The organism is Rhizobium sp. L9, assembly GCF_002531885.1.
GTDB lineage: Bacteria > Pseudomonadota > Alphaproteobacteria > Rhizobiales > Rhizobiaceae > Rhizobium.
Genome location: NZ_NWSZ01000002.1, coordinates 284,255 through 303,027 on the forward strand (window position 1 = coordinate 284,255; position 18,773 = coordinate 303,027).

Genomic DNA, 18,773 nt, shown 5'->3' on the forward strand with positions numbered 1-18,773 from the left:
TCCAAGGAAGAGCTCCGCCCCCTAATCACTTGCTGCAGCGTTGCCGGAAACGCGCTGTCGCTCCGTCTCCTGCCTTCTCCCAGTTTCTGTCGAAGATCGGGCGGAGTTGCGGGCTGATTTGCTTCATGACGGCTTTGACCCTGCAACGATCCCCAAGCTTCAGCATGGTCATGAGATCGCTGTCGAGCGCGTGGCCCGCCGCCAGGAGCGTTGTATCGGTAAAACCGTTCCAGAAATAAAACCGCGTCAGAATCATCGACTCATCGTAGGGCGCCAGAGCGACTGAACGTTTCATCATGCCAGCGCTCGACAGCGGCTCTTCCGCAATCTTCGACTCGACCGCCGCAAGACGCAGCCAGAAATTACTGTTCGTCGGCATGCATGATAATGCATGTTGCAGATAATGACTTGCACTGGCGGCCGCGGCAACCCAGGCGTCGTAATCGATATTGACGTTCTGTCGATCGAGCTGCGTCAGAACGAGCGTCAGGCCGGCGGCAACAATGTCAGATCGGCAATAGTGTCCGTCGATTCGTTCAATGGCGCGCGCCGCATATCTCGCCGCGACATCGCTCGCGATAGTTTCGCCGCGTTCTATCCTCTCGGCGACGATCGAAATGCTGGCCGTCCTGATCGAAGCATAGAGCTCGCGGCTGGCCAGCGCCGTAAAGGCCACGGCGACGATGAAGAAAACGATTCTCGTGCGCGAAACGTGCCGAATGCCGAACATCAGCTTTCGGTATAGTATCGGGAATAGCGTTTGTAATAATATTCGCTCGAACCAAATGTCCGGTAGAGCTTCATCTGGGCCGGATCGACCTTGGTTAGTATGGCGCCGACGCACTTCGTATAGAGATCCGGCTCCGACAACAATGTCGATTGGACCACCTTCCGCGAAGTCTTGCCCCACTCGATCACGAACACGACCGCATCGAGCTTCGGGTTAATGGCGCGTGCATCCACCACCGGAGCCAGAGGAGGCAAGTCGACGATAATGTAATCGAAACTTTGACGCGCAATCTCGAGAAGCTGATCCATACCGCGCGATGCGAGCAGCTCCGACGAATGCGGAACGCGATAGCGTGCCACCGTCGGCAGGAATGCGAGCTTTGTTTTGGGGTCGAGGAGAATGAGATCCTTCAGCGGACGATTGTCGACGATTGCTTCAAGCAAGCCGGCTTCCGCGTGGCGGCCGATCGCCCGCGTCGCTCCGGGATTGCGCATATCGCCGTCGATAAGCAGGCACCGTGCCCCTTGCATAGCCAAGAGCTTGGCAAAATTGATGGCCGTCGTGGACTTGCCTTCACCGGGCAAGCTCGACACCACACCGATGACTTTGCAGCGCTGGTCGGAGGCACTGATATCGATCGCGATTTTCGCGCTGCGAAGCGTCTCGGCGAATGCCGACAGCGGATGCTCCTCGACATAAGTCGTGGTCTTGCCGCCTCTGGCGATGCTTCGAGGGTTACCCGGATCAACCAGCGTCGGATCCTCGACATTGTTCTCAATCAGCGGCATGACGCCAAGCGATTCGACGTCGAGCATATCCTTGACATCGTCACCGGTGCGGAAGAAGCGATCGCGGAATTCACGGAAAGCTCCAATGCCGCTACCGAACGCGCATCCCAGGAACATGGCGAAAGCGATGACGAGGCTTCTTTTCGGCGCACTCGGCTTCGTTGGCGTCTCCGCAGTCGTGATGATACGTGCGGCGGTAATTGGGAAGCTCTGCTGCTGGATCGCCTCTTGATAGCGCGCCAAGAAGCTCTGATAGAGGTTCTTATAAGTATCCCGTGTCCGCTCGAGCTCGCGGAGCTGAACCTGCGTCTCACCCGCCGTTGCGGCCACACCCGTTGCCTTATCAACGCTGTCACGCAGCGATTTTTCGCGGGACTGCGCAACCGTGAGCTCGCTCTGATAGCTCTCGGCGATGCGATTCAGCTCGTCGAACATGAGCCGTTCGTATTCGGCCATCTCGGCGCGCAGCCGGACGGCCTGGACGTGGTCGGGACCAAGCCGCGCCTCGATTTCGGCCTCGAGCTTCGAAGCTTCGAGATATTTCTTGCGGAGGTCGTTTGAAATCGAGCTGTCGAGCACGTCGGTCACGATCGCATCGGTCTGCTTGGCTTCGATGATCGACTTGATGCGGGTATATTTCGCTTCGGCCTGAGCGGTTTCGGCCTGAGCCTTGATCAACTGGCTGTTCAGCTCGGAAAGCTGCTGCTCGCTGAGCAAGTTGCCCTGCCCCGCCTCGACGAGCCCATGCTCACTTCGGAACTTCTGCACTGCAAGGTCGGTGTCCAACGCCTGCTGCCGGAGTTCTTCGATACGCTCCTGCAGCCACTCGCCGGCCCGCCTTGTCGCGTCATATTTCGAATTGAGCTTATCGACCAGATAAACATCGGCAATGGCGGCGGCGATTACTCGGGCCAGATCCGGAGACTGCGAGGTGTAGGTGACGTCGAGAACGTAGGATTTGCCGACACGCTCGACATCGATATTTCCGGCGACGGTTTCCGCGGCCCATCGCCGCTTCATCTCCAGATCGGGAGCGATGGCCGCGTCGTCGGCAAACCAGGAGCGAAAATTCAGCAGAGATTTCAGCGTCCCGACAGAAAAGAGTGAGTTCTTCTGTGCATTGAACACCGGATCGTCGACAAGTTTCAGCTTGTCGACGACGGCATAAGCGATCGTATCGGACTTCAACAGCTCGACCTGGCTGAGGACCGTACCCTCGTCATCGTCCAACTGGCCAAAAGCCGCCAGCTGGTTAATCATCTGATTGTCGCTGCGGTCGATCAGCACTTTGGTCTCGGCTGTATAGACCGGCACCGCCGTCAGAACATAGACGACACCGAGAATGCCAAAGGCGAAAGCGCATACCGCTACAATCCGCCACTGGCGACGGACGATTGCGATAAGCTTGTCGAAATCGATGAAATCAGCTTCGTTTCCCGTATCGCGGGAAGGGTCGATACGCGGCGTAAGTTTATCTGGCGACAGCAATTTCGATCTCCAACAATGGCGTCAAGCGCTAAGATCTACAGGCAATTCCAGCTATTGTGTGACGGGGACGCTCTGACTGGTCGACTCCGATGTATCAGAGAACGACTGGCCCGCTCCTCCCGCGCTGACGATTGTCGTCGTCGACGTTGTGGACGAGCTGTCCTCATCGTTCGTATCCGAAACCCTAAGCGTGCCGGCAGTCGTGGCGCTGCCGTCAAACGGCGTACCGTCATCCGACCCGGGACCTGTCTGCCCGATTGAACCAGTGTTGCCGATACCGGATGCTGCCGCTGGCGCACCTGTGCCCGGACCGAGCGCCGCCGTCCCGCCTTCGGCCAGAACCTTTGCAAAGGCTGTCAGCAGCGGCGCAAGATCTGGATCGGCGCTGGCCGCCTCGGCAACAGCTTTTTCGATCGCCAGTTTGAACTGCGGATCCGAGACCTGGCAACTGTTTGCGGCTCGCCCGAGACCGGATCCGATCGCCGCCATCTGTGCGGCATTAGCCTTCTTGGCCTGCTCGAGTACCGGCAATAGGGCGTCGTTGCTGCTCCCTACCAGCGCTCGAACACGCGATGACAGAACCAGGGGATCGGACATGTCGAGCAGAACGGCAGGATTGGCGGTAAATCCGCCGACATCTGCGGGTGTGAGATTTGCAGGACCCAGGCAAGCAGCCGCAAAGGCGCTCGAAGTCATGCCGACAAAAATCCCCGCGGCAATTCCGCTATATGCAAGTTTACGATAAACACTAAACCTTGCCATAAAAGTGGCTTCCTTCATCAAATCCGCTATCGCAAACAGACCACCGGCACCGATCGTTTACGATCGGCGCCGGCTACTCCCCACTTAGTTTCCGAGGTCTTGGACCGCATTACGGGTATCGCGTGCGTCGTCCGTGACGCCGGCAACAGTGGACGATACCGAGTTTACGATGTCAAGGAACTTGACCAGTTCGATAGAGTCCGAATTGGAAATATAGATAATATCCTTGTCTTCCATCTTGAATTGCTGAGCGGCAAACAGGGTTGCCGGATCACGAAGATTGGCGCGGATAATCACCGGAACCGTCTCGCCCGCAAACCGCGTCGTATCTACATGCATCGCTGCCAGCGTCTTCTTCGGGACAAGGCGATAGAGCAGGACCTGGGCTGGATCCGCACGGTCGTCACGCAGACCGCCCGCCTTGGCGATGGCTTCCCCGAGGGTCAGGTCCGACTCCTCGAAATCGAACCGGCCGCTCACGCCGGCGGCGCCGAGCGCCAGGAACGTGCGACGCTCGTGATCAACGGAGATCGTGTCATCCGGCGCCACATAGATATTCTCCGCCGGGTTTTTCAGCAGCGTATTGTAGGCGACGGTCGCCGTTCTGCCGCGGCGCTGAAGCGTCACGTTCGTTTCGATATTATTGGTCGTCAAACCACCCGCGGCGGAAATGACGTCGAGAATGCGCTCACCGGCCGGACTGATCTGAACGCGCTGAGGATTGTTGACGTCACCCAGCACGGCTACCTGACTGGAGCGGTTAGTCGTCGTTGTGATAACAACCTGCGGCTCGATCGCGCGGCTGGCAAGACGATCTTCGACATCCTGCTCGACGGTCTCCTTTAGGCGACCGGCAGCCGGAACGCGACCCGCATAGGGGATCGTGATCGTTCCGTTTCTATCGATGGTCTGCGCCGGCAGAGAGATATAATTGCCGGGCCGGCTACCGGCGTCGGAGGGAATAAAGAGACCACCGGATTGAGCTTCGAAAATCGCAACCTCTACGACATCGCCATAACCGAGTGGAATTTCGGGCGCGCCACCGCGTCCACCGCCAAAACCCTTGAAGGAGCTCGGCTGCGGAGTAGTGAAATAGGCCAGGACGTTTTTGCTGAGATCAACCAGGGCGTAGTCGATACCGACTCGACGCTCCTTCGTGGTTACCTTTACCGCGGCGTTTCGATCAACATCCTTGTGATCGGGGCCGGACCTTGGCAAGGACGTGCAGCTTGCCAATATACTCGTTAGCGCTACAACAATGGCGACGCGTGTACTACCAACAGGAAAACAACCCATAGAATAACCCGTGTTGACGCCCTTGAAGCTACTGCTCCGCAATCGGACAAATTACAAGACAATCCCTGATCAATAATTACCAAATGCCGTTTATCATTCCCTAACTGTGGCAGCCCCGCAACGCCGCGCCCTTCAGGAAACCAACGGCCTCAGCCCGACTCTCTGACGTCGGCAATAATCTAAAGGCTGCGTCCGCTATAAAATTTCTTAGGTTTAAGAGTCAACCCGCAGCCCTGAATCAATCCGGCATCTTCGAAAAACCTTCATAAATTCCATTCATTTAAGCCATTGCGCATGCACGGCTCACCCATATTGGCGATCCGTTTCGCGGTGACTGCGGCCGAGGCTGATTGCAACAACGGCGCTCAGGAATGCGGAAAAAAATACTGCGAAACCAGGGATTTGCAGCGAGAAGTCGACCGCGGCATGAAGGGCGACCAGAACCGTCGCCGCTATGCCGAGCAGAACATAATGTCGCAGGCGCCGCCTCTCGGAGAGCCCGCGCCAGAAAACCCTCGCGAGCACTGCGAAAGTAAGAAACGTCGCGACTGGAAACGCTACCCCCAACCCCAGAAATCCTTCGAGGTAGAAATTATGTGCACGGTCAAAAATCCCGAAGATGCCGCAGGCAGGATCACGATAGGCCGAAAAAACGGTGCGAAAGGTTCCAAGGCCCGTTCCCGTTAACCAGTGATCCGAAATGGCGCGCCGTATGCCCGGCAGAATACAGAAACGATCATCATCCTCGAGCCGCCGTTCCTGCGCGCGTAAGATCGCTTGCCCTGCAAATGTGCTTAGCAAGAGGACGACGAAAATTACTGCCGCGAGAAGCTTTAATACCGAATGCCATTTCGGTCCCGATATTAAATATCGCCTTGAGCTGTTCCAATTGAGGACCAGCCAAGGAAAATAGATGAGCGCGGCAACAAAGGTCGCGAATATTCCGGCGCGGGAGCGGCTCAGCATCAGCGCGGTGAAACATGCACATAAGAGCAGAATATAGATCCAGGTTCTCAAGAGCAGAAGGTTTCGGCCTGGTTCGCCGGGCGGATGCGTTGAATAGGAACGGGCAATGTCCCTGACCAGCGTCAGCATGAGCAACGTTCCCAGCCCGAGGAAAGTGGCGGCGGTATTGCGGTTGACGAAGATGGCCGTCAGGCTGTCGAGGTAGGCGTGTTTTTCTATGACGATCAAGACGTTGGGAAACATCGAAAATTGCAGCAGGCCGAAAACGGCGATGCCCCCCGCCGCGAGCCCCAGGCTGGCGAGCACTTTGCGCGCTCGTTGATCGGTATCGCACAAGATAAGTCCGGTCAGAAAGGTCACGAAAGGCAGGGCCACCCAGAGTATCGAGGCAAGCGTGTCCGCCGGTTCGACGGAGATCGCCGCATATTGGACGCCCGCCAGATCGCGTGCAGCGCTCCAGGCGGGGTTTGCCAGCAAATTGGCCGGCAGTTCGATCGTTTGGATAAATGTCCAGCTCGTCAGCACGACGAGCAAAAGCAAGGCGATCTTGAACACCCACCTGCTTTGTCTTGGCTCCGCAAACAGCAATACCGAAACGATGGCAAGAGCAAACATTCCGATTGCGGCGAAGGCGAAGGGCAAAGGTGTGACACTTCCAAAAGGAATGAGCGTCAATATCACCAGACCGATGAAGGCAACGAGAACCGCCTCCCGCAAGACCTGCCTGTTGATGAGGTTGGATAACATTTGACTTCACTCACCAGCAGTCAAAACGAGCCAATCACAACCATTACGGTTAATATACTCGCACTAACATAAGTTGCAGATCAAGCGCTTGCGTGTTAAAGTGCAACAGAATTCCACATCGTTAAAATTGTCGCGAATGGCTTAAGCCAATCGAGACAGGACCCCGTCTATGCTCCTTCAATCAGCAGAAACGGGACAGACGTTCTGTGCCCAATACTTGGCAGGGCACTAAGTCGCCATGCCATTGACTGTGCCAAAAGGCAAGCCTGATCTCAAGCGCTTGCCCTGACGGGGATCAAGAGATGAAGAAAACCTTCGTTACACTTCTGGCACTGGCTTTTACTGCGGGGAATGCCTGCTCTGCATTCGCGGCCGGCCCCGCAGGTTTCGCCCGCGGCCTGACCAGCGGGTCGGAGGTCAGCTATATCTCCGAAAAGGGAAAGATCGTTCCGCCCTTCGCCCAGGTGCTGTTCTGCGCCCAGAACCCTGCCGAATGCCGCGACAATAACGGACTGTCGGTCATCGCACTGACGGACAAGGAAATGCTGCAGCTGAAGAACGTGAACAACACCGTCAATCGTACCATGATCGGCCGCAACGATTCCCGCAACGAGCTGAACGGCGATGTCTGGAAGGTGAATGTGCGCAGCGGCGACTGCGAAGATTTTGCGTTGACCAAGCGCAGCCGCCTGATAGCGATGGGCTGGTCATCGCGCGCCTTGCGGATCGCAACAGCCTATACACCCTCCGGCGAAGGACACGCCGTCCTCGTGGTCAGAACCGACAAGGGCGACCTGGTGCTCGACAACAGGCAAAGCAGCATCAAGAACTGGCGCGATACGGATCTGCGTTGGGACAAGATTCAATCGGGAACGGACCCCTACGTCTGGTACCGGCTGTAGCGGCCGAGGCAGCCAATAGAGCAATTCCTCCCATTCCGGGATTGAGCTCGAGCCGGCTCTCACGAACGGCTCGACTTGTCATATCGTCCACATAAACCTATGTTTTTGCTGTCGAGCGGGTGCCCGGCAGCAAACAGCGGCACCCTCGATACGACTTGCGATGTGGGTATTAAGCGATCTTCGATATTGTCTTTTGGCCCAGATTCAGTATGACGAACGCCATGCTGCGACGCAGCATGACGTTCTACTCTAATGATTTGAGGGAAATATGCGCATCACGATGATTGGATCAGGCTATGTCGGCCTCGTTTCAGGCGTTTGCTTTGCGGATTTCGGCCACGACGTCATCTGCGTCGACAAGGATCTGAGTAAGATCGAGGCCCTTCGCGAGGGCCGTATTCCGATCTACGAGCCGGGTCTCGATCAGCTGGTTGCTGAAAATACCAGCACCGGCCGCCTCTCGTTTTCGACGGATGTCGGCGAAAGCGTTCGTGGCGCCGACGTCGTGTTCATCGCCGTCGGCACACCGTCCCGTCGCGGCGACGGCCATGCCGATCTCTCCTACGTCTATGCCGCTGCGCGCGAGATTGCCACCTATGTTGAGGGCTTCACCGTCATCGTCACCAAGTCGACGGTGCCGGTTGGCACCGGCGATGAGGTTGAGCGCATCGTGCGGGAAACCAATCCTTCGGCTGACGTCGCCGTCGTCTCCAATCCCGAATTCCTGCGCGAAGGCGCGGCGATCGAGGATTTCAAGCGTCCGGATCGGATCGTCGTTGGGCTGAACGACGACCGGGCACGCGAGACCATGACTGAAGTCTATCGTCCGCTCTACCTCAACCAGGCTCCCCTGGTCTTCACGAGCCGCCGCACCTCCGAGCTCATCAAATATGCGGCCAACGCCTTCCTGGCCATGAAGATCACCTTCATCAACGAGATCGCCGATCTCTGCGAAAGGGTCGACGCAAACGTCCAGGACGTTTCACGCGGCATCGGCCTCGATGGCCGTATCGGCTCCAAGTTCCTGCATGCCGGTCCGGGGTACGGCGGTTCATGCTTCCCCAAGGATACGCTTGCCCTTGCCAAGACGGCGCAGGATTATGACGCACCGGTCCGTCTGATCGAAACGACGATCTCGATCAACGACAACCGCAAGCGGGCGATGGGCCGCAAGGTCATTTCGGCCGTCGGCGGGGACATTCGCGGCAAGAAAGTCGCCATCCTCGGACTGACCTTCAAGCCGAACACCGACGACATGCGCGACAGCCCGGCCATTGCCATCATCCAGACCCTGCAGGACGCCGGCGCCCAGGTCGTCGGCTATGATCCCGAGGGTATGGACAATGCCCGCAAGGTCATCGAGAACATCGAATATGCGAACGGCCCTTACGAAGCCGCTGCCGACGCCGATGCCCTCGTCATCGTCACCGAATGGAACCAGTTCCGCGCACTCGATTTCAATCGCCTGAAGCAGTCGATGCGCGCTCCGGTCCTGGTCGATCTGCGCAACATCTACCGCAGTGACGAGATCCGCAAACACGGCTTTACCTATACCGGTATCGGCACCAACCTTTACCAGGACGCCTGACAGGACCTGGCAACTATGTGAACCTTCTGGCGCCGCGGGCACAAGCCCGCGGCGTTTGTTTTTGAAGCGTGCGCCACGCTCTCTTCGCCCAGCGTATCGGCTTAAAGATCGGAATTGATTTTCGAAAAGGACGACACGGGGATTCGGAGGGCAGCGGGTCCTTTGAGCGTCCGAAGCTCTAAAGCAGCCCTACCCGCGTCCCCTTGATGGTCAGTACGGTCAGCCGGCCCGTCGCCGAAACCGCGGTGTCGATGCCGATGCGTTGCGGACCGAATGTCGGGGCTCGCCCCGGAGTATGTCCGTGGATCACGAGGACAGGAAGCTGCGGTCCCTCGTCCAGGAAGGGCTGCCGGATCCACATGAGGTCGCTGTCTTTTTGTTTCTCAAGATCGATGCCGGGTCTGACGCCTGCATGCACAAACACCACCCTGCCCATTCGCACCATGATTGGCAACGATTCGAGGAACTGGATATGCCGCTCGGGTATCATATTGCGAATGACGCGGGCGATCGTTTCGTTTCCGGCCGCCGACTGCAGGAGATGCTCGATATCGATGCCGTATGAGTGCAGCGTCTCCGTCCCGGCGAAACCCAGCCATTCGAGAATACCCGCCGGTTTGCGATAGAGCTTCACCAACTCAGCATCGTGATTGCCGCAAAGGACCAAGCGCTGAAATCCTGGCGGCGGGTTCTTGCTCAGGAACTCCAGAACCGCGCTTGAATCCGGTCCACGATCGACATAATCGCCGAGCATGACGATGAGTTTCGGCCCCTGAATGCGTGCTGCGTCCTCCTCGATACGGCGATGTACGTCGAGGAGTTCGTTGTAACATCCGTGAACATCGCTCATGGCGTAGACCGCAGCGAAGTCGCCTTCGGCAAAGGTCAGCCGAGCGCGCTGCTTACGATTGCCGGCCAGCATCGGTATCTGTTGTCGCCACCGTCCTAGATAATTAGACATGTAACCCATTTATGAGACCCGACCGCGTGGCGGGTTGATCGATTTCCCATCTATCGCTGCAATGGCACGAATCGCAGTGTTCATAAGAAGTTGGCCTGATCGCGGCGTCGACAATGTAGCCGCGACCTCTTGCCATATTCGGAACGACATGATCCTTCGCGGTTTGCTGAACCGCGCGCGCCAGGCTCGCCTGCGCGGTCGCTACAGAACGCTGCGCTCCCACATCAAGCAACGGGGACGGTCCATCCTTGTAGCTCGCGATTGAAAGCGCAAGGGTCTCCTGCGTATCTTCCCCTGGGTGCGAAGCGCCGCAGCTCACCGGCGATAGCAAAACGGCTGCCGCGGAAATCGGCGTTCTGTACTTATCCATAGTTGGGAAGACATCGCGATTAATAACAGGTTGTATTTTATTACATGATGCTTAACCACTGGTTAAACTTATGTCTACCGGTTCGATTCTTTCACGTTCAGCTGTGTCATCCAATATTTCCACGCCTGGAAGAACTCGAAACGATTGACTTTCCACAGGTGAGGACTTCGAAAAAGCTGCACATATCAACTCTAGCGAGAGGCTACCGGAAAAAATGAACGTTAAAGCAGATCACGCTTGACGACCCTTCGACGCCGCATAAATATGGTGCAGTGCGAGCGTGAATGACAATTCTTGATCAGGAATCTCAGATCCAAAACTGCGGGGTGCAAAGTGGAAACTGCGGTTGATTCGAAACTTATCGAGGCGATCAGCTACGACGAAGACAGCCGGCATCTACGGGTCTATCTGACCAACGGTCAGAGACGAGAATATGAAGGAGTCCCCAAAGGCGTCGTCGTCGGTTTGACGATGGCAGAATCACCGGGGAATTTTTACATGAAGGCGATAAGAGGCAAATATCCTCATCGCCCATAAGCATGTCGCGCAGAACTGCGCTGCGGTTTTGCGGCAACGACACGCGCAATCGGGGACCTAAAGCGCAAGGAGCGAATCTGAAAGATCGCGACGCGCTTTGGATAATTTGTCGATCAACGACGCCATGATCGTCGTTGCAGCAATGATGCGGGGCCGGCATTCGCCGGCCCCGGTTGCTGTCTTGTCCACTAATGCTGGCACAGGTCAATAGCCGCCGAGGAAGTCGCCAACCGCATTGATCTCCGATGGCGCGATCTCGTGCCCACCGGCATGCCAGACCGTCCTGACCTCCGCGCCCCGGCCCTCCAGGTGCGCAGACAGCGCCTGGGTCACCGCAATCGGAGCGATCGGATCCCGCTGCCCGGCTGTCACCAGCACCTTTCTTCCCGCGAGCGTCGAGCGAGCCTCGGGCTGAAACGGAATGAGCGGATGCATCAGAACCGCCGCGTCGAAGATGCCCTTTTCGATCAGCACATTGGCAAGAATATTTGCGCCGTTAGAAAAACCCAGGCCGAGAATGTGAGAAGCCCGGTATTCGTCGGCAAATGCCTTGACGTAGCCCGCCATCTTCTCCGTCGCGCGTGAGAGGTCGGACATGTCGTAGATCCCTTCCCCTGTGCGGCGGAAAAACCGCGCCGCGCCATATTCGGAAACATCGCCGCGCGGCGAAAGAACCGTTGCTTCGGGCAGCAGCCGTCGGCCGAAATCGAAGAACTGGTTTTCATCGCCGCCGGTGCCGTGCAGCACGAGCAGAATAGGTTTGTCAGGTGCACCGGCATGCAGCCGGTGCACATAGCCTGTTTCGGTCATCTTGCCCTCCTTACGCTTCGAGCGGCTGCAGATGCTGCTCGAGCAAGGCGCGAAGATGAGCGTGCTGCTGCGGCAGCTTCAGCGCTTCGCCGAGATGGGCCGTGTCCTCGTCACGGTCGAAGCCGGGCTCATTGGTCGCGACCTCGAACAAAACGCCCACCGGCGTGCGGAAGTAGATCGCCCAGAAATAATCCCGGTCGATGACAGGCGTGACCTGATAGCCGGTATCCATCAGCGCCTTGCGCACTTCGAGCTGCTTTTCGCGATTCTCGACGGCAAAGGCGACATGGTGGACGGAGCCGGCGCCGGGAAGCGCGCGGGCAATGTTCGGCATCGTCTCAAGGTCGATGAGGTGCGCGCCGTTGCCGTCAGGCTTGATCAGCCGCTTGATGCCATCCCGCTCCTCATTCACTTGATAACCCATGAATTTCAAGAGTTCGGCTGTCGCGCCCTCGTCTCTCAGCCGCAAGGCAACGGAGTGGAAGCCGCGAATGGCGTGATCCTCGCTGATGCCGCCATGCGTCCACGGCTGGCGGTCATCGTCCTTGACCTCGACGAGCGCGAAGCCGTCGCCATCCGGGCCGGAGAAGTTGAGGCGCTTTTCGCCGAAGCTTTCCTCAGCCTTCAGGCCGCCGAGACCAAGCGTAGCGAAGCGGTCACTCCAGAAGCCCAGCGAACCTTGCGGGACGGAAAATACCGTCGTGCCGACCTCACCGGTGCCGGGGCGGCCCTGCGCCATCTTCGGGAACGGGAAATAGGTCATGATCGTGCCGGGCGCACCGGTCTCATCACCATAGTAGAGGTGGTAGACATCAGGCGCATCGAAATTGACCGTCTTCTTGACGCGACGCAGGCCGAGCGCATGGGTGAAAAACTGGTTGTTGGTGCGGGCGTCCTCCGCCATCGACGTGACGTGGTGCAGACCCTTGATCTGATCGAGCATGTGAGACCCCTTTCTTGCCCGCCTTTCGCGGGCTTTTCATGGATCATAAATGCGCCTCACCCGGCCTCCGGAATAGACCCTGAGACCAAAACGCATTGTCTACTATTAGTGAACAAAGACCGGGCCGCGTTCACTTCAGGCACCGTGAGGATCTGCCGGCAATTGCCAGTCGATCGGGGCCCGCCCGCGGGACTGGAGGAAGGTATTCGCCTTGGAAAAGTGTTTGCAGCCGAAGAAGCCGTTGTGGGCGGAAAGCGGCGAGGGATGCGGCGCCTTGAGCACCAGATGCCGCGCCGTATCGACAAAGGCGGCCTTGCGCTGGGCATAGGAGCCCCAGAGCATGAAGACGACGGATTCGCATTCGTCATTGACTTTGCCGATAACGGCATCGGTGAAGCGCTCCCACCCTTTGCCTTGATGAGCGGCCGCTTGCCCTTCCTCGACCGTCAGCACGCTGTTCAGCAAAAGCACGCCCTGCCTTGCCCAATGTTCGAGAAAGCCGTGACGCGCCGGCGATATCCCGAGATCGGTCTCCATCTCCTTGTAGATGTTGACGAGCGAGGGCGGTATGCGCACGCCCGGCCGGACGCTGAAGCACAGGCCATGGGCCTGCCCCAGCCCGTGATAGGGATCCTGTCCAAGGATGACGGCCTTGACATTGGCAATCGGCGTCAGATCAAGAGCGCGGAAATATTCGCTGCCCTTCGGGAAGATCCGCTTGCCCACTCGTTTCTGCGCGACGAGGAAGGATTTGAGTTGTTGCATATAGGGGCTTGAAAACTCCCCCGCAAGCGCGGCCTTCCAGCTCTCATCGAGACTGACGGATGTATCGCTCATCAAGAACCCTTCAGCATAGGACGAAACAATGGACACACGGTTCTAACAAAATCGATCTACGCTGCAATGCCTGTCGGCAATGGGTCTACGTCTTTAGGATCGGCGAGAGAAGACTGCGAGAGGCTGTCCGAGGCATCGTCGTTCGTGTTTAACTATATGATGGCTTCGGTATTTACGCCGGCAGGCGGCCTGAGTAGAACCTTGATTGTAAACTGGAGACACCTCTTCAAATGAAATTCGGCACGAGCGGCCTTCGCGGACTTTCAGTGGATCTCAAGGGTCGCGCCTCGGCTCTCTACGCGATGGCGTTCGGCAAATATCTGCTGAAAAGCGGCAAGGCACAGACCGGCGACGTCATTTTGATCGGCCGCGACTTTCGCGATTCGAGCCCCGAAATCTCGGGCAATTGCGCTGGCGCGCTTGCCGCGCTCGGCTTCCGCATTTTCGACTGCGGCAATGTCCCGACGCCAGCCCTTGCTCTTTATGGTCTTGAAAGCAAGGCCGCATGCCTGATGATAACCGGCTCTCATATTCCGGCGGACCGCAACGGCATCAAGTTCTACCGTCCGGACGGCGAGATTGACAAATCGGACGAGGCTGCGATTACCGCCTTGGCGGCCGAAATCGAGAAAAGCGGCGAAGCGGTGATCCAGGCGCCAGCGGCGATGGAAGATCGTGAGGCGATCTGTCGACAGCTCTTTTTCGAACGCAATACGGCCCTGCTTCCGCAAGGCGCGTTGTCCGGCCTGAAGATCGGCGTCTACCAGCACAGCACCGTCGCCCGTGATCTCCTGGTCGACGTTCTTGCCCATTATGGCGCTGAGGTCACCGTTCTCGGGCGTTCGGATAGCTTCATTCCGGTCGATACAGAAGCCGTTTCCGAGGAGACCATCACGCTGATGAAGCGCTGGGTCTCCGATCACAGCTTCGATACAATCGTCTCGACCGATGGCGACGGCGACCGCCCGCTGGTCGCCGACGAAACCGGCACGCCACTGCGCGGCGACCTCCTCGGCCTTATAGCAGCCAATTTCTTGGGAGCTCGCATCGTGGTGACGCCCGTCACCTCCAATTCCGGCATCGAGGTCGCGGGCTCCTTCGCCGTCAAGCGCACCCGTGTCGGCTCTCCCTTCGTCATAACAGGCATGGAAGAGGCCGTGGCGGCCGGCGACGATCGGGTCATGGGCTTTGAGGCCAATGGCGGTTTGCTGACCGCCAGCCCTTTCGATGTCAACGGGCAGAACGTCCGCGCCCTGCCGACGCGCGATTGTTTTATTCCCATGCTCGCAGTCCTGTCGCTTGCGGCCGCTCGCAGGCAGCCGCTCTCTGCCATTGCGACCTCCTATAAGCTGCCCTTCGCCGCTGCCGATCGTCTGGAGAATTTCCCGGTGGAGACGAGCGCCGCGCTGATGCAACACTTGCGCGCCTCGGATCAAAATCTCCGTTCTTTCCTGCAGCCGATCGGCGCTGTCGCGACCAAATCCGATATTGACGGGCTTCGGATGACACTGACGGACGGCCGGATCATCCATTTCCGCCCATCCGGCAATGCGCCGGAAATGCGCTGCTACGTGGAAGCCGGCAGCGAGCCTGCAGCTCTCGACCTGCTGCACGCCGGTCTCAACAGAATAAGAGGCTGGGCAGCCGCCCGCTGACATGCAACCAGTAAGGTCGTCTATTTCAAGGAACCCGCCTATGACGCAGAAAATCGTTCCCGTGATCATGGCCGGCGGCAAAGGCACGCGGCTCTGGCCGCTTTCCCGTGCGACCGCGCCGAAACAATTCATCCAATTCGTGGGTAATAAGACGCTGTTTCAGGAAACGCTCGAACGCGTTTCCGATCCCGAGCTCTACGAAGCTCCGATCGTCGTCACCAATGAGGAGTTCCGCTTCCTGGTCGCCGAGCAGGCCCGCGCACTTGCCATTCCGCTCGCCGCCGTGCTGCTCGAGCCCGTTGCCCGCAACACCGCCGCAGCGGTCGCCGCTGCCGCGACGCTCGCCGCCGAGCTCTTCGGCAAGGACACGATCATCCAGATGCTCGCCTCGGATCATGAAATCCTCGCCGACAAGAGCTATTTCGACTGTATCCTCATCGCTCGCGAGGCGGCGGCCGACGGCAGGCTCGTCACCTTCGGCATCAACCCGACCGAGCCGGCGACGGGCTATGGCTATATCGAGATCGGCGATGCGCTTGACAATGGCGCTCACAAGGTGAGCCGCTTCGTCGAGAAGCCGGCATTGGATGAAGCCCAGCGGATGCTCGCCGACGGCGGCTTCTACTGGAACTCGGGCATCTTCATGTTCCCCGTGACGGAACTTCTTGCCGAGCTGCAGGAATATGCGCCCGAGGTGCTGAAGGCTTCAAGCAAGGCTGTTTCCAAGGCAAGCCGCGATCTCGACTTCACCCGCCTCGATGCCGACCATTTCGCCAAGAGCCCGGATATATCGATCGATTATGCGGTCATGGAAAAGACGTCGAAGGCCGCGGTCGTCCCGTCGCCATTCCGGTGGTCGGACATGGGAAGCTGGGATGCCGTTTGGAAATCGGGCAAACGCGACGATAACGGCAATGTCGCCGCCGCCAACACGACCGTCGTCAATACCCGCAACTCGCTGGTCATGACCCATGGCGTGCACCTTGCCGTCCAAGGCATGGAGGATGTCGCCGTCATCGCCAGCGAAGACGCCGTCTATGTCGGACCACTCAAGGACAGCCAGAACGTCGGGCAATTGGTCAAGATGCTGGCCTCCTCCTCGGCGACGGCGAAATTTGCCGAAACGCATCCGACATCCTACCGACCGTGGGGCGGCTATACCTCTATCTTCAACGGCGACCGCTTTCAGGTGAAGCGCATCTTCGTCACGCCGGGCAAGAAGCTTTCGCTGCAAAAACACCACCATCGCTCCGAGCACTGGGTCGTCGTCAAGGGAACGGCCGAGGTGACGATCGGCGACAATGTGCAGATGCTGCGTGAGAACGAAAGCGTCTATATCCCGCTCGGGGAAGTCCATCGTCTCGCCAATCCCGGCAAGATCGTTCTCGAGCTCATCGAAGTTCAGACGGGCTCCTATCTCGGCGAGGACGATATCATCCGCATCGTCGACGAATTCGGAAGAACGTAAGCCAAGCGTCGGAACGGCCGGCGGGCCAAGTCAGCCCGCCGGCGCTCGCGGCATGCCCACCATCCCTGTTGAATTCCCTGCCGGGATTCTCGTAGAATGAATGAGCCGACAGACCTGACAGGAGATGTCCTCTGATGCGTACCCTGCCCGCCCTCGCCGGATTTCTTTCAATCCTGCTGCCGGCAATGACCTTTGCCCAAACGGCGAACATGCGCGCCGCAAGCGAGGCGGAAATCCGACAGCATCTGCCCGGCACGTCGGAGCTGAAAGAAAGCAGCAACGGCTATGAATATCGCGAGGGCAGCAAGAATGGCTACAAGATCAACAATGGCCAGGTCTGTGTCCGGTTTCCCGATAAGTCGACCGACTGCGTCAACGTGAAGACTGACGGCAAGAATTTTCAGATGATCGACCGCAAGGGCGGCCGAACCAGATTCTAATTTCAGCCCGGCTTATCTTGCCTGTTATCGTGCCGGCGCCGTCTCGCCGCTCTTATCGACAACGAATTCGGCGATCAGCCCTGAATGGTTGGAGCCGAGATTGTCGTCGAGGCGCTTCAACGACGTCAGATGAAGGGGCGCGCGCGCGAATATGTGATCGATGGCAATACCGAACCGACCGGCGGCGATCGGCCATGTCGCCGGTTCGGGCGCCATAGTCTTCAGCTTCTGCTTGCGCAGGAGAGCCTGAATGCTGGGAGCGATCGACGACGAATTGAAATCGCCGGACAGCACCAGCGGACCTGAGATCGCATCAAGCGCGTTGCTGAGATCATCCAGCTCTTCTATCTGGTAGTCGTCGAAATAGGGTTTGGTGAGATGGGCCGAGACGAGATTGATGGTATGCCCGCCAAAATCGACGCTCGCTGCGACCAGCCTGTCTTTCCGCAAGCTGCCGATGCTCGCAACCTGGCGGGTCACGAACGGGCGTTTCGATAGCACCAGCGTATCGCAGCTGTCTTTGCCGTTGTCGCAACCGATATGATACGGATAGACCTTGAACAATCGCTGCAGATGGAACGTCAGCGGCTTGGCTTCGAGCAGATTGACGACATCGGCATTCGAAGCGATCACCATATCCGCGATGGCGGTCGAATTTTTCCAGTTATCGATCGCAACGTTGAACGACATCAGACGGAAAAGCGGCGCCGTTCCCGTTCCCCTGTCGTCCCCGGCGAATTCACGGAGCATGATAACGCCGTGCGCCGTGAGGAGCAGCGAGACAAGCAGAAGGGCAAAGCCGTAAGCATGTCTTCTGACAACCAGGATGACGAGGCTGGCGGCGGCGAATGTGAGGCCGAGATGGATCTGAAAACTGTAGATGAAGGAGAGCAGCCAGAAATTCGTGAGATAGCGCAGCGACACGACCGCAATGGCCAGGGTCAGAAACGCAGAGAGAATCCAATAAACTGTGTTTCTCATCAATCCCTGGTCTCGCCTGAACAGGATGTCGCCCGAAACCGCTCAACCATTTCGGCATCATGCTCAAGACGACCGCCGCCCATAACATGCAAGCCATTATGGTGCAATGCAGCATAACGTCTGGAAACGACGACAGCAGCGCCGCGTCAGGTGCTATCTTTCAATGGCCTATCGACTCGGCCTCTTTTTATCCTGTAAGTGGGTGCCATTTTACGGAATCGGCTTTTGCCGTCGGCAGGGAGCCGAGAAAAGGTGGGAATGCGCTACTTCATTACAGGTACTGCCGGCTTTATCGGTTTTCATCTGGCTAGGCGCCTGTTGCAGGAAGGGCATGAGGTGACAGGCTTCGACGGCCTCACTCCTTATTACAACGTCAAGCTCAAAGAGATGCGCCACGCTGCACTCTCTCAGTTTCCGGCCTTCCGGGCTGTCATATCAATGCTTGAGGACCGGCCGGCGCTGGAAGCGGCAGTCTCCGCGGCCGCGCCTGACATCCTGATCCAT

17 protein-coding genes and 1 pseudogene are annotated in these 18,773 nt (G+C 58.1%); 7 read left to right on the top strand and 11 right to left on the bottom strand.

Features of this window, described 5'->3' with window-relative positions:
• Nucleotides 1-25 precede the first annotated feature (25 nt).
• The 5 genes from CO660_RS01855 to CO660_RS01875 form a co-directional block, all read right to left on the bottom strand.
• Nucleotides 26-730 (bottom strand): hypothetical protein, encoded by a 705-nt coding sequence (locus tag CO660_RS01855; protein WP_097597109.1) that lies wholly within the window; start codon nt 728-730, stop codon nt 26-28.
• A complete protein-coding gene (locus tag CO660_RS01860) occupies nt 730-3,006 on the bottom strand; it encodes a polysaccharide biosynthesis tyrosine autokinase (RefSeq protein WP_097597110.1) in 2,277 nt (758 codons plus the stop codon). The genes CO660_RS01855 and CO660_RS01860 overlap by 1 nt, the downstream gene beginning before the upstream one ends.
• Nucleotides 3,007-3,057: 51 nt before the next feature.
• A complete protein-coding gene (locus CO660_RS01865; protein ID WP_097597111.1) occupies nt 3,058-3,768 on the bottom strand; it encodes a sugar transporter in 711 nt (236 codons plus the stop codon).
• Nucleotides 3,769-3,852: 84 nt separating this feature from the next.
• Entirely contained in the window at nt 3,853-5,064 is a 1,212-nt protein-coding gene (locus CO660_RS01870) for a polysaccharide biosynthesis/export family protein (protein ID WP_085779125.1), read from the bottom strand.
• Nucleotides 5,065-5,367: 303 nt separating this feature from the next.
• Nucleotides 5,368-6,777 carry an O-antigen ligase family protein gene (locus CO660_RS01875; RefSeq protein WP_097597112.1) on the bottom strand — a complete coding sequence of 470 codons (1,410 nt, stop codon included), beginning with the start codon at nt 6,775-6,777 and terminating at the stop codon, nt 5,368-5,370.
• A 302-nt stretch (nt 6,778-7,079) separates the two neighbouring features.
• Between CO660_RS01875 and CO660_RS01880 the strand changes: the two genes are divergently transcribed.
• Together CO660_RS01880 and CO660_RS01885 are read left to right on the top strand one after the other, a co-directional pair.
• Nucleotides 7,080-7,679 carry a transglutaminase-like cysteine peptidase gene (locus tag CO660_RS01880; RefSeq protein WP_097597113.1) on the top strand — a complete coding sequence of 200 codons (600 nt, stop codon included), beginning with the start codon at nt 7,080-7,082 and terminating at the stop codon, nt 7,677-7,679.
• Between the two features lie 268 nt (nt 7,680-7,947).
• Nucleotides 7,948-9,267, top strand: coding sequence for a UDP-glucose/GDP-mannose dehydrogenase family protein (locus tag CO660_RS01885; RefSeq protein ID WP_085779128.1), 1,320 nt, complete (start codon nt 7,948-7,950; stop codon nt 9,265-9,267).
• A gap of 178 nt (nt 9,268-9,445) precedes the next feature.
• On the opposite strand, the gene CO660_RS01890 is transcribed toward CO660_RS01885, so the two are convergent.
• A complete protein-coding gene (locus tag CO660_RS01890) occupies nt 9,446-10,237 on the bottom strand; it encodes a metallophosphoesterase (RefSeq protein ID WP_097597114.1) in 792 nt (263 codons plus the stop codon).
• Nucleotides 10,221-10,520: pseudogene (locus CO660_RS33690) on the bottom strand (hypothetical protein); the annotation flags it as partial. The pseudogene CO660_RS33690 and the gene CO660_RS01890, both read right to left, overlap by 17 nt.
• Before the next feature lie 372 nt (nt 10,521-10,892).
• On the opposite strand from CO660_RS33690, the gene CO660_RS01900 reads away from it, so the two are divergent.
• Nucleotides 10,893-11,135, top strand: a complete 243-nt coding sequence (locus tag CO660_RS01900) for a KTSC domain-containing protein (RefSeq protein WP_064804427.1) — start codon at nt 10,893-10,895, stop codon at nt 11,133-11,135.
• A 204-nt stretch (nt 11,136-11,339) separates the two neighbouring features.
• Here the strand turns inward: CO660_RS01900 and CO660_RS01905 are convergent, their stop codons facing one another.
• The 3 genes from CO660_RS01905 to ung all read right to left on the bottom strand — a co-directional run bounded on the left by CO660_RS01905 (nt 11,340) and on the right by ung (nt 13,725).
• Nucleotides 11,340-11,945, bottom strand: coding sequence for an alpha/beta hydrolase (locus CO660_RS01905; protein WP_097597115.1), 606 nt, complete (start codon nt 11,943-11,945; stop codon nt 11,340-11,342).
• A 10-nt stretch (nt 11,946-11,955) separates the two neighbouring features.
• Entirely contained in the window at nt 11,956-12,888 is a 933-nt protein-coding gene (locus CO660_RS01910; protein ID WP_097597116.1) for a VOC family protein, read from the bottom strand.
• A 135-nt stretch (nt 12,889-13,023) separates the two neighbouring features.
• The gene (gene ung / locus CO660_RS01915; protein WP_097597117.1) at nt 13,024-13,725 is read right to left on the bottom strand and encodes a uracil-DNA glycosylase; all 702 of its coding nucleotides are present in this window, start codon (nt 13,723-13,725) and stop codon (nt 13,024-13,026) included.
• A gap of 230 nt (nt 13,726-13,955) precedes the next feature.
• Here ung and CO660_RS01920 point away from each other — a divergent pair, with 230 nt between their 5' ends.
• The 3 genes from CO660_RS01920 (at nt 13,956) to CO660_RS01930 (ending at nt 17,288) form a co-directional block, all read left to right on the top strand.
• Nucleotides 13,956-15,380 (top strand): phosphomannomutase, encoded by a 1,425-nt coding sequence (locus tag CO660_RS01920; protein ID WP_097597118.1) that lies wholly within the window; start codon nt 13,956-13,958, stop codon nt 15,378-15,380.
• 40 nt (nt 15,381-15,420) lie between these two features.
• A complete protein-coding gene (locus CO660_RS01925) occupies nt 15,421-16,848 on the top strand; it encodes a mannose-1-phosphate guanylyltransferase/mannose-6-phosphate isomerase (RefSeq protein ID WP_097597119.1) in 1,428 nt (475 codons plus the stop codon).
• A gap of 134 nt (nt 16,849-16,982) precedes the next feature.
• A complete protein-coding gene (locus CO660_RS01930) occupies nt 16,983-17,288 on the top strand; it encodes a hypothetical protein (protein WP_097597120.1) in 306 nt (101 codons plus the stop codon).
• Between the two features lie 24 nt (nt 17,289-17,312).
• Here the strand turns inward: CO660_RS01930 and CO660_RS01935 are convergent, their stop codons facing one another.
• Nucleotides 17,313-18,269 carry an endonuclease/exonuclease/phosphatase family protein gene (locus CO660_RS01935; RefSeq protein WP_097597121.1) on the bottom strand — a complete coding sequence of 319 codons (957 nt, stop codon included), beginning with the start codon at nt 18,267-18,269 and terminating at the stop codon, nt 17,313-17,315.
• A 258-nt stretch (nt 18,270-18,527) separates the two neighbouring features.
• Here CO660_RS01935 and CO660_RS01940 point away from each other — a divergent pair.
• Nucleotides 18,528-18,773: NAD-dependent epimerase/dehydratase family protein (locus CO660_RS01940; protein WP_141504772.1), on the top strand; the 246-nt coding region annotated here is incomplete at its 3' end.